The organism is Colwellia sp. M166 (genome assembly GCF_024585285.1).
Classification (GTDB): domain Bacteria; phylum Pseudomonadota; class Gammaproteobacteria; order Enterobacterales; family Alteromonadaceae; genus Cognaticolwellia.
Genome location: NZ_CP040755.1, coordinates 1,980,895 through 1,992,726, shown reverse-complemented (window position 1 = coordinate 1,992,726; position 11,832 = coordinate 1,980,895). Strand labels below are relative to the sequence as shown.

11 protein-coding genes are annotated in these 11,832 nt (G+C 39.0%); 5 read left to right on the top strand and 6 right to left on the bottom strand.

Annotation, left to right across the window (positions count from 1 at the left end):
* Positions 1-77: 77 nt before the first annotated feature.
* From FGD67_RS09040 to FGD67_RS09015, 6 genes are all read right to left on the bottom strand, one after another.
* Entirely contained in the window at positions 78-893 is an 816-nt protein-coding gene (locus FGD67_RS09040; protein ID WP_257174699.1) for a dienelactone hydrolase family protein, read from the bottom strand.
* A 103-nt stretch (positions 894-996) separates the two neighbouring features.
* Positions 997-2,103 carry a type 1 glutamine amidotransferase domain-containing protein gene (locus FGD67_RS09035; RefSeq protein WP_257174698.1) on the bottom strand — a complete coding sequence of 369 codons (1,107 nt, stop codon included), beginning with the start codon at positions 2,101-2,103 and terminating at the stop codon, positions 997-999.
* Between the two features lie 140 nt (positions 2,104-2,243).
* A complete protein-coding gene (locus tag FGD67_RS09030; protein ID WP_257174697.1) occupies positions 2,244-3,590 on the bottom strand; it encodes a HAMP domain-containing sensor histidine kinase in 1,347 nt (448 codons plus the stop codon).
* A 35-nt stretch (positions 3,591-3,625) separates the two neighbouring features.
* Entirely contained in the window at positions 3,626-4,306 is a 681-nt protein-coding gene (locus FGD67_RS09025; RefSeq protein WP_257174696.1) for a response regulator transcription factor, read from the bottom strand.
* Between the two features lie 487 nt (positions 4,307-4,793).
* The gene (locus FGD67_RS09020; RefSeq protein WP_257174695.1) at positions 4,794-5,759 is read right to left on the bottom strand and encodes a siroheme synthase; all 966 of its coding nucleotides are present in this window, start codon (positions 5,757-5,759) and stop codon (positions 4,794-4,796) included.
* A gap of 68 nt (positions 5,760-5,827) precedes the next feature.
* A complete protein-coding gene (locus FGD67_RS09015; RefSeq protein ID WP_257174694.1) occupies positions 5,828-6,310 on the bottom strand; it encodes a putative 4-hydroxy-4-methyl-2-oxoglutarate aldolase in 483 nt (160 codons plus the stop codon).
* Positions 6,311-6,528: 218 nt separating this feature from the next.
* Here FGD67_RS09015 and prmA point away from each other — a divergent pair, with 218 nt between their 5' ends.
* The 5 genes from prmA to FGD67_RS08990 all read left to right on the top strand — a co-directional run bounded on the left by prmA (position 6,529) and on the right by FGD67_RS08990 (position 11,787).
* Positions 6,529-7,410, top strand: a complete 882-nt coding sequence (prmA, locus tag FGD67_RS09010; RefSeq protein WP_257174693.1) for a 50S ribosomal protein L11 methyltransferase — start codon at positions 6,529-6,531, stop codon at positions 7,408-7,410.
* A 197-nt stretch (positions 7,411-7,607) separates the two neighbouring features.
* Positions 7,608-8,585, top strand: a complete 978-nt coding sequence (gene dusB, locus FGD67_RS09005; protein ID WP_257174692.1) for a tRNA dihydrouridine synthase DusB — start codon at positions 7,608-7,610, stop codon at positions 8,583-8,585.
* Between the two features lie 5 nt (positions 8,586-8,590).
* Positions 8,591-8,878, top strand: coding sequence for a DNA-binding transcriptional regulator Fis (gene fis, locus FGD67_RS09000; protein ID WP_044832893.1), 288 nt, complete (start codon positions 8,591-8,593; stop codon positions 8,876-8,878).
* A 214-nt stretch (positions 8,879-9,092) separates the two neighbouring features.
* Positions 9,093-10,688 carry a bifunctional phosphoribosylaminoimidazolecarboxamide formyltransferase/IMP cyclohydrolase gene (purH, locus tag FGD67_RS08995; protein ID WP_257174691.1) on the top strand — a complete coding sequence of 532 codons (1,596 nt, stop codon included), beginning with the start codon at positions 9,093-9,095 and terminating at the stop codon, positions 10,686-10,688.
* Positions 10,689-10,959: 271 nt separating this feature from the next.
* Positions 10,960-11,787 carry a class I SAM-dependent methyltransferase gene (locus tag FGD67_RS08990; RefSeq protein ID WP_257174690.1) on the top strand — a complete coding sequence of 276 codons (828 nt, stop codon included), beginning with the start codon at positions 10,960-10,962 and terminating at the stop codon, positions 11,785-11,787.
* Positions 11,788-11,832 lie beyond the last annotated feature (45 nt).

The following is an 11,832-nucleotide window of genomic DNA, read 5'->3' as shown; positions in this document are numbered from 1 at the left end:
GTTTAACAATAACATCGTCCTAGTTGGCTTTGATAAATATCGAAAATATTCATCAAAACCGTTATCGTTCAGTGTGGTTAATTAGTCGCTAAAAACGGTAGCAATTGCTCTACGTAATGAGCCGGTAATATGTGTCCGCTGTCAAAATCAATTCGTTGCTTTTTTTCACTGTTAATTAAACTAAACAGTAAATTATTTTCAAGCTGACTTGCATATTCATCATTGCTCGCTGTCATCAGAAGTGTGGAGGCATTGCGCATATTCGGCACTAAGTTTTTAGGGGCTACAGCCGCTACTTTGTCATTTATAAACGGTGGTGCAATAGCGATAATCTTATCGATGCGCGGGTCTACGCTGGCCAGTAGTAGTGATATTTGCCCGCCCATACTGTAACCGGCAACAGTGACTTTACCGACTGAAAATTGAGTTTGTTCCATTAACCAGTCAAGTAATACACGGTGATCTTTAACGGTATTGGTGATCATATTAAGATACCCTTTGCGATCACCCCAAAGGTGTAAATTATTCATTATTTTACTTAAAGGCAGTGACTCCTGTTTGCGTTTACCATGAAACCTGGCGTCAATGGCTACCACAACATAACCTTGTTGATTTGCCAGTTGAGCGATTTTATCTACTTGGGTCAACGTGGGATTGCCATTAAAACTATCGGCCCACCAACGGACATAACTTCGGCCCATCGCTGAAATGCCAATTAATACTGGGTAATGCTCAGCCTGCTTTTTTGGATAGCTTATTTGTCCGTACACGACTTCACCGTCAAACGAGTGATAGCTAAATTGTAAATTGTGCTCATCAATGGCTACAAAGCTGATATCTAACGACGGGTTATGTTGATATTCATACTGCGCAAAAATATCTTTTTGTGACATAGGCTGAAGCTTCAGAGCAAGCATCAGATACCAAAGCAGTGCCAATGTAAAAAGTGAAAATGTTGCGAGTAATATATAGCGCAGTGTTTTAAGATAATTTATTTTAAGCATTATTTTTATCTCGTGCCAAGCTGCTCGTATGTCGCTTAATATGTTCTTTTATACTCAAGGTGAGGCGAATTAAGTCACTAGATTTAACGACTTTAAATTCCATTAGCGCAACAATAGCATGCATTAATAAGAGCACTTGTTGTTGCTCGATATTCACCGATGCTTGCAGGTAGTGTTGAGTTTTATCAAAACCATGTTGTTGATAGTACGCGAGTAGATCAATGGTGTTCTCTTCAGGGGACTTTATTCTTGGCATAGGTTGATAGCCCAATTGTGTAACCACCGCTTCAGCCAAAGCCCATACTGACCATGGGTTTTGTCCGGTGATTAAATTGCCTTCCCAGCTGATTTTTTCAAGATAGTTCGCTGCAGCTTGATAATTTGCACCTTGCTGCTTGAGCTTACTTTCCAATAAAAATGGAAAGATGTCATCAGCATCAGGTATTAAAAATAACTCTTCACTATTGCTAAAAGCACTGATATTTTTGTTATCAACCAAAAAACTACCGTCGTCTAATATAACGTTTACTAATGCTGCGGGACCATGACATACGGCGGCGATGACTTTATTGCTTTGATGATGTTGTTTTATTAGCTGTTGAATCGCGAGGTTATTAGGAAAATCAAACATGGCGCCTTTACCACCAACGAAGTAGACGCCTTGGTAATCATCTGGATTAATGTCGGCAATCTTTATTGAATGAGTGACTTTGTGTTGTGCTGCTTCGTCATTTAAAAAGGCAAAGTCAAATATTCCCATGTCGTCGTCATCTATGATCACAGGTGGCTTTCCTCCTTGAGGACTGGCAATATCTACCTCAAAGCCATTAGCCTGAAAAACCCAATAAGCTCGAGCAAGTTCGGTTAATTCATAGCCGGTTTTTTTATCTGTATCCCCCATTTTATTAGTGCTAGTGACTACAGCGAGAATTTTTCCACCTGTGGCTGCTCTGGCATTGTTTAAATAGGCAATATCACTTTTTTTACTTTGCACTAATTTTTCACGCTCGCTTACTGGCACTAGTGACAAAAACCAAGCACCTGAAGCAACCAAGGCTAACAGTAAGACAAGAGTGGCGATCAGTAGTTTTTTCCACATAATAATTCCTTAATTTGGACATAACCTTTAGCTAGGGTATGTCACTCGAGAGTTGGATTATGCAGAAATGATACGCTTAGTTAAGTGAAATCAAGGTGAAAAAAAGCGGATTACTTTTAGCTACGTTAAATTAAGTTAAGCTAAGTAATTGATTGTATTTTTAGTGTAAAAATCCCATGGCTCTTATCTATTTCAATACTAAGTTGTAAGGCGCGGGCGATACGCTCTATTAAGAATAAGCCTTGACCTATGCTGTGATTGAGTAATGTTGGTGGTTTAGTTTGCAATGACGATACCGGTTTTGTGATTTGATAAGGGTTTTGAAAACTTAATCTTGTTTCCATACATGTGTTCGCTAGCCTTTTACGTGAACAATAAATATTAAGTTCAGCGGAACTCGCGTGATTAATAGCATTGTTAATGACATTACTCAGCAATAAGGTAAACAGTGTTTGATGGCTGGTCAGTATGATATCGCTATCTTCGTTATTACTGCTTTTGCTGTCGCTATTGTCGATATGGATGTTGATGATAAATTGCGCTGCACGTTCATTGGCATGGCATGACAATATAACTTCTTCGAGCAGGGCACGCAGTGAAAACTGTGTGGCATATTGATTAAATTCAGTTGTTAAGGTATGTGTTCTAGCCAAGGTTAGCAATACTTCTATCGTGCTTTTCATTTGTTCACTAGCTTGTGCAATGTGCTGCTTATCTTCAGCTGTTATTGCTCTTTGTTCACTTAATGCTAGCGTGTTGGAAATAATAGTTAGTGGCGTGCGTAGTTCATGACTAACATCTTTAGTAAATTCTTGTTCCCGATTTAACGCTTGTTGTAAATCATTGAAAGTGCTCTGCAGGGTCCGAGACAAATAACCTAGCTCATCATTAAGTATCGGTAGCTTAATTGCTTGACTATTATTTTGTTGAGCTTGCAGTGCTGAGGTTAACTGTAAGATAGGTGTTGTAGAATGCAGTGCTATTTTATAAGCCAACCAAGTAGCGAGTATTAAGGTGATAAAAAACACCGTGATAAACAGTAAAAGTACGTCAATAGAAATATTGCTTACCACTAATAAATCAGCGACATTGGCCAGTAAAATCGCTGGCTCTACAGCGGGCTTTATCGAAAAGTTTTCGCCAGCAGCGGTAGGTGTTTTTAGATAGGTTAAGTGAAAATGATTGTTGTCGTCGGTAAATATTTCTCGTGCTTTTGGCGTTGCTTTTAATGCGTCTTTGACAAAATCGGGTAAACTTTTTGCTGTTTTATAAACAGTCATGCCAGCAATATTAGCTGTCGGTAGTACGCCGGTTTTTTGATATTGCTGGTTGAGCCTTTTTGCTTCTATCAACAATACTTTTTCTATTATTTTATCTTCAACAATATAGGCCGTTAATACAGTCAATACAGAATAAATGATGCCAATAAATAGCGTAAATGAACTCAGTAATAAGATAGCTTTGGTTTTTATACTGTTAATTTGCACTTTACCTCCAGCGCGTTTCTTATTAATGCTTAACGTTAAAATGAAAGCTTGTAGCCAACATTCATGACGGTTGACAGCAACGCTTTTTCGAATGGCTTATCCAAGGCTTGGCGTAAACTATAAATATGTGATTTTAGTGCATCGCTTTCTGGTGGTGAATCACCCCATAGCTCATGAATCAATAAGCTGCGCGAGATAGGTTGTGGGTGATGTTGCATCAACAAGTTCAAAATTGTAAAACCAACCGTGGTTAGTTTGAGTTCGTTGTCATCACGAAAGGCGCTTTTTTCCGTAATTTTTAGCAGTAAGTGACTATTGTTTTTTGCTAAACTGATGGTGTTTTCTTGGTGTAATTGTTGGCGACGTGTCAGCGCTTGACAGCGTAGGGCTAATTCACGTAAATCAAAGGGCTTAGTTAAATAGTCATCGGCACCAAACCCAAAGCCGGCGGCTTTGTCGTCAAAACTGTCGCGGGCTGTTAGCATTAAAATTGCCGGAATTTTTTCACTCTGCGCTTTAATTTGTTGGCAAACCTCAAGGCCATCTATATCAGGTAGATTGAGGTCGAGTAAAACTAGATCATAAATATTACTTGTGGCAAGTGTTAGGGCAAGTTTACCAGTGTGAGCATAATCAAGCTGCCATTGTTGTGCAGATAAGAATTCTACCAGCTGTTTTGCTATGGTTTGGTTGTCTTCCACCAGCAGTATTTTCATCTTGCTATCCAATTAATTCTGCAATTCCCTCAAGTCATTAACTTATCATTAATTGGTGAATTTTAGGTGAAATATTAATTAAATGATGACTACATATATAAACAGCGTAAGACAATATAAATGTAAGGAAGCGTAAAGCTTGGAACTTAATCGGCTATTGACGGTTCTATAGTATTACTTAGCTAATATGTTTACCGTGGAGTTACTTATGCAAGATGATAATCAATTGACCGCTGCAAGCCCTATCATTAATCTAATACATAGTGTTGCGGTATTCATGTTATTAGTGGCCATTGCGCTGGTAGCATAAGCAAGCCTAAAATACGCAGCTTCAGTCATGCTCTGCTTTTTTACGAACGACTTATGTCGATAATAATGAAGCTATACCGTTTGAATGACTACGGTTTAGCCCAATGTTCCAATGTTCTTGCACAATGGTGCAATTTTTTAACATGAGTTTTCACTTTAAGCTTTCGTCTTCAAAGTCTTAAGTGCCGCTATAAATATGCTTTTTAGTAATGGCGCTTTCAGCTAAGGTTTTATTGCTCGGTAGTTCTAATACGCCGTGCAGTAAATAAATCACTTTTTCACCCTTTTCAGCTAAGTCGAGCGCGTGTTGTACATTAATTAAAATACTTGATGATATATCTTGAGGGAACTTACTGGCGTCACGTCTGATGTATTCAATGATATCGGTGTTGACTTCTTGGTCGTAAAAAACCGCATCGGCAAATTGCATTTCTCTGTGCGCATTTAGGGTCAGGTTGTCAGGATTACCATCACCTGTGTGTATAAATACTATTTCACCACTTGGCGGTGGCACTTGAGCTTTTAAGCTGGCAATTAATTGTTGCTCAGCCGAGGTTGTTTCGCCAGCTAAAATAGCTGCACCTATACTACCTCGTAATGTGCGCTCCCAAAAAGTACGACGGTCACGTATGCTTTTTACTCGTGCTTTGACGTGATCTCTAAACTTAAAAGAAAACTCGGCTAGCTTGCCATAACCATAAGGTAGGGTTTTTTCGATTTGCTCTCGTAGCATACGTAGTAAAATAGGCGCGCTACCAGAGCTCGACATAGCAATAATCATTGGGTTTCGATCAATAATCGCTGGCGTTATATAGTTACAAAGCTCAGGTTGGTCGACAACATTGGTTAAGATTTTTAACTGCTTACTTTCTGCTGCGACAGCGCTATTAACTTCACTGCTATCAGTGGCGGCAATAACAATATTATAATTATTGAGATGGCCCAGTTGATAGTTGTGCTTAAGCCAAGTTAATTGATGCAAATTGACTAAACGTTCGACACTACTATTAAGCGTTTCAGACATTATGGTGATGTTTGTTGTCGACTTTAATAACAAGTCTATTTTACGGGCGGCAACTTCACCGCCACCTATTATCATGGCGTTGATATAATTGGCGTCTAGATAAATAGGAAAATACTTCATTGTTATAATACTCTAAGGTTTAGCTTTATTTATAATCTCAGTAATAGGCTTATTACGCAGATTTTTTCTTAAAAAGATAATAGTGCTTTACTGATAGCTAAGCCATTACTATCACCATAAATATATTGACCTGGATTAAAGCTTAGGTTGGCAAAGCTAATAATACTGTTAATTTCACCTTTTCCTAACTTTTCAGTTTTTATTGGACAGCAGCCAATAGCCTTTACAGCAAGTGGTAATGTAGCGATAGTGCCGGCATCACGAATACAGCCATTGATAACAATAGCTTGCCAACCATTTTTTACCGCTTGTTCAGCTAACATATCACCAAGCAAAGCATTAGTGATGCTAGCTTTGCCATCAACAACCATGACTTTATTGCGGCCATCAGTGGCAACAAGCTCTTTAACTTTTGAATTATCGTTATAACAGCTGACAGTTACTATCTCGCCAAAGAATATTTTCTTGCCGCCATAATCGTTAAAAATAGGTTGAGCTAAAGAAAGTTTATCAGCATGGTTATCAAATAAGTCAGGCAGTAAATCTAGCATAGGTATCCTTAAGGGTGAATAAGTGCAAGATTACTTTATCAGAACATTGCGTTTGGATCTGTACAGAAGAGTAATAGTGAGTATTGGGCTAATTTATTTTACTTGTGTTTCTTATCTAATAATCTAGCCTGCTTAATTCTGTCAGTACTTAGCTGAATTGGCTATTCTGTCTCGATATAGAATGATAAACTAGCGAAAATTTTTTGATGAGATTAAACATGCCTTGGATCCAGCTTAGATTAAGTGCCAATGAAGAGACTGCAGAAAAGTATAGTGATTGGCTAAGTGCTTGTGGTGCACAAGCAGTCACCTTTATTGATGCTAAAGACACACCTATATATGAGCCTCTTCCCGGTGATGAAGTGATCTATTGGAATAATACCGTTGTTATGGGCTTATACGATGCTAGCCATGACATGGACAAAGTGTTGAATTACCTAAAAGGCATTCACCCAGATAAAGCCAACATGGTTTATAAGCTTGAACAGTTAGAAGATAAAGATTGGGAACGCGAGTGGATGGATAACTTTCATCCAATGAAATTTGGTCAACGCTTATGGATTTGTCCAAGCTGGCGTGATGTGCCTGATCCAGCCGCGGTTAATGTGATGCTTGATCCGGGCTTAGCATTTGGTACCGGTACACATCCAACAACGGCTTTATGTTTAACTTGGCTTGATGGTTTAGACCTTGAAGGTAAAACTGTTGTAGATTTTGGCTGTGGCTCTGGTATTTTGTCACTTGCCGCGCTGAAATTAGGTGCGAAGAAAGTTATCGGCATTGATATCGATCCACAAGCACTCCAAGCAAGCTTAGAAAATGCTAAACGTAACCAATGTGAAGATCGCTTAGCATTATACTTACCTAAAGATCAGCCCGAATTTAAAGCCGATGTCGTCGTGGCAAATATCCTAGCAGGGCCATTACGTGAACTTGCCCCAGTGATCATTGAATATGTTGCTAGCAATGGCGTACTTGCATTATCCGGTGTTTTGGAAGAGCAAGCTGAGCAATTACAGACTATATATGGTGAGTTTTGTCAGATGGATGCTATTACTGTTCAAGATGAATGGGTACGTTTATCCGGTGTTCGTAAATAGTCGTTTATAAATGTATTAAAAAATGAGCAGCTTTTGTTATCAAATTGTACAAAATCTGCTCGCATCAACACTTTAGAAAATGTCAATATGAAAAACGTGAAAAAAAGCGCTTTTTGTTCAATTTATATCCTTTTCAATCCGAAAAAAAACACGTAAACTTAGCGCCCTTTTGACTAGTAGCTCAAAAAAACAACAGCGTGAAGATAGGTCCATACACATTAGCAAGTAATACCATACTTGCACCCATGGCGGGAATTACCGATCAACCATTTCGACAATTATGTTGTCAGATGGGGGCAGGGTTAGCAGTATCAGAGATGATGTCATCTAATCCAAAAGTGTGGAATACCGGTAAATCTCAGCGTCGAATGTTGCACAGCGAAGAAGCAGGTATACGGTCGGTGCAAATTGCCGGTTCTGACCCTGAAGAATTAGCTTTTGCTGCAAAGTTTAATGCTGATAACGGCGCTCAAATTATTGATATCAATATGGGCTGCCCAGCTAAAAAGGTAAATAAAAAATTAGCAGGTTCAGCGTTATTGAAAGAACCTGCGTTAGTCGAGCTGATTGTTAAAGCTGTGGTTAATGCAGTAGATATTCCGGTAACGTTGAAAATTCGTACTGGCTGGTGTGAAAACACTCGCAACGGTATTGAAATAGCCAATATTGCTGAGTATAACGGAATACAATCACTTGCCGTGCATGGCCGTACACGTAACGACTTTTATAAAGGCGATGCAGAATACGATACCATTAAAGCAATCAAGCAAGCGGTGAATATTCCTGTTATTGCTAATGGTGATGTTACTTGTGCTGAAAAAGCAGAGCAAGTGCTGAATTACACCGGGGCTGATGCCATTATGATTGGTCGTGGTGCCCAAGGGAGACCTTGGATTTTTCGAGAAATTAATCATTTTTTGAAAACGGGTAGGCATTTGTCTGCTCCAACAACGGAAGAAGTTCGTTCAATTTTAATTGGGCATGTAATGGAATTACACAAATTTTACGGTGAATTTATGGGTCTGCGTTTTGCCCGTAAACATGTTTCTTGGTACATGCAAACGCATGAACAAGGAAAATCGTTTCGTTCTATTTTTAATGCACTTGAGTCAGTTACTGAACAACTCGACGCATTAACTATGTATTTTGATAATTTAACTTTAGAAAGAGTCTGAACTTTATGTTTGAACAAAATATTTCCTCTCCATTTATTACCGGTGATCTACAAACTCAGACAAAGGCCTCGCCTTTACGCACACAAGCAAAAGTAGCTATTAAAAACTACTTGTCTCAGTTAAACGGTAATGACGTTGATGATATGTACGACCTTGTACTTTCAGAAATTGAAGCGCCAATGCTTGAAGAAGTCATGCAATATACACGTGGTAACCAAACCCGTGCGGCAAACTTATTAGGCATCAACCGTGGTACTTTACGTAAAAAGTTAAAAAAATACGGCATGAACTAAGAAATACGACAGGCTAACCTGTCAATTAAAAGCACCCTCGGGTGCTTTTTTGTTTTTAGGGATGTAAAAGTTATCCAATTAGTCAACTTTTACCCCGCAAAGAGTAAACATCGCATATCAATGATAATGGACGCGATAAAGAGCGAAGCTCACTGCCAAGGACATGTGTCATAGGCCAGACAACCATTTTAATTTATAGGTAATTAGAAAAACCATGCATACACCACGCCCAATCAAACGTGCACTATTAAGTGTTTCAGATAAAACCGGTATTGTAGAATTTGCTCGCTCGTTATCAGAAAAAGGTGTTGACCTTTTATCAACGGGTGGTACTGCGAAATTATTGGCTGAAAATGGTATAAAAGTAACGGAAGTATCTGATTATACAGGCCATCCAGAAATTATGGATGGTCGTGTTAAGACTTTGCACCCAAAAGTACACGGTGGCATTTTAGCGCGTCGTGATATGGACGAAGCGGTAATGGCTGAAAATGATATCAGTGCCATTGATTTAGTTGTGGTAAATCTTTACCCATTTGCTGATGCCGTTGCTGATGAAAATTGTTCATTAGAAAATGCCATTGAAAACATTGATATTGGCGGGCCAACAATGGTGCGCGCAGCAGCTAAAAATCATAAAGACGTTACTATTGTGGTTAATGCACAAGATTACGCACGTGTTTTAGCTGAAATGGCTGTTAATGATGGTTCTTTGGTTTATCAAACACGTTTTGATCTTGCTATAGCCGCTTATGAGCACACTGCAGCTTATGACGGTATGATTGCTAACTATTTTGGTAAAATGTTGCCAGTACATGGTAGTAACGAAACGGCAAGTGTGGAAAAGCAAAAATTCCCACGTACTTTTAATAGCCAATTCATTAAAAAACAAGACTTACGCTACGGTGAGAACTCACATCAAGATGCGGCGTTTTATGTTGAAGCGAATCCAGAAGAAGCTTCAGTGTCTACAGCTAAACAAATTCAGGGTAAGGCGTTATCGTATAACAATATTGCCGATACAGATTCAGCACTCGAGTGTGTGAAAGAATTTGAAGAAGCAGCCTGTGTTATCGTAAAACACGCTAATCCTTGTGGTGTTGCTATTGGTGACAACATATTAGCCGCATACAATAGCGCTTATACAACAGACCCTACATCTGCCTTCGGTGGTATTATTGCTTTTAACCGTGAATTAGATGCAGAAACCGCTGAAGCAATCGTTTCTCGTCAATTTGTGGAAGTAATTATCGCACCAAGTATTTCAGAAGCTGCTGCACAAATTGTTGCTGCTAAACCGAATGTACGTTTATTAGTTTGTGGTCAATGGACTACCCAAACCACAGGCCTTGATTATAAGCGTGTTAATGGTGGTTTATTAATTCAAGATCGTGACCAAGGTAAAGTGCAGGCTGATGAGTTAAAAGTTGTGACAAAACGTCACCCCACTGATGCTGAAATGCGTGATTTACAATTTTGCTGGAAAGTTGCGAAATATGTGAAATCAAACGCCATCGTCTATGTTAAAAATAGCATGACTATTGGTGTTGGTGCTGGTCAAATGAGTCGTGTCTATTCAGCAAAAGTTGCCGGTATTAAAGCGGCAGATGAAAATTTAGAAGTAGCTGGTTCTGTTATGGCATCAGATGCTTTCTTTCCATTCCGTGATGGTTTAGATGCCGCCGCTGCTGCTGGCATTACTGCGGTAATTCAACCAGGTGGCTCTATGCGCGATAATGAAGTTATTGCTGCGGCTGATGAACACAATATTGCTATGGTATTCACGGGTATGCGTCACTTCCGTCATTAATTGTTAAAGTAGATAAGAAATGTGCTCGCAAGTATTTTTCTTATCTGCATCATAGTTAAGTGTATGTCTAAGGGAAGTAATACTTAGACATACACGATATAAGTTAAAATGCAGCTTTTCGTCGATAAGATAAAGCGATCTGCACTGAACATCTGAAAGAAATCTGTTATAAATAGTGTCTGTTTAACATTCGGTTTATAGTTCTGTTACTTTTGTAAAAGCTTAACAGCCGCTAACCACTATAAAATTTACTCGTTAATGGAAGATAACAATGCATACAACAGCTCAAACTATAAAAAAAGTTTTTACAGCGTCAATCATCTCAGCCACGTTATTGTGTTCTGGCTTGGTCAGTGCTCATCAAGACGTTGCTCATCAAAGTCAGCTTGAACAAGCTATTGCCGGTGAACACCGTTCAGCAAAAAATAAAGCTCGTGATGAATTTCGTCATCCAAAAGAAACCTTAGAATTTTTTGGCTTTAAGCCATCAATGACCGTTGTTGAAATTACCCCTGGCGGCGGTTGGTATACTGAAATATTAGCTCCTGCAATAAAAGGTAAAGGTAAACTTTACGGTGCTCACTATCCTGATACAGGTGAAGACAACTATTATAGTAATTCACGTAAGCAATTAGTTGCAATGCTAGCGAGTAACGCGGTATTTAGTGAAGTCGAATTGACTAACTTTGTTCCACGTCAAGCAAGCGAACTTGCACCTGCTGGCACCGCTGATTTGGTATTAACTTTCCGTAATTTACATAACTGGCGTGATGACGGTGTAGAGCAGGCATTTAAAGATGCTTATAAAGCCTTGAAAAAAGGTGGTGTTTTAGGTGTTGTTGAACATCGCTTACCGGCAGGTGTTGATGCTGAAAAAGCAAAAGGCTATGTCTCACAAAGTAAAACTATTGAACAAGCGAAAGCTGCTGGTTTTACCTTAGCAGCAAGCAGTGAAATAAATGCTAATGCTAAAGATAGCGTTATCTATCCAAAAGGTGTTTGGACATTACCGCCGGTTTTACGTCTAGGTGAACAAGATAAAGCAAAATACATGGCGATTGGCGAAAGCGATCGTATGACATTAAAATTTGTAAAATAACATGACTAGCCTGCTATAACTTGACTTTACAGGTTATAGCAGATT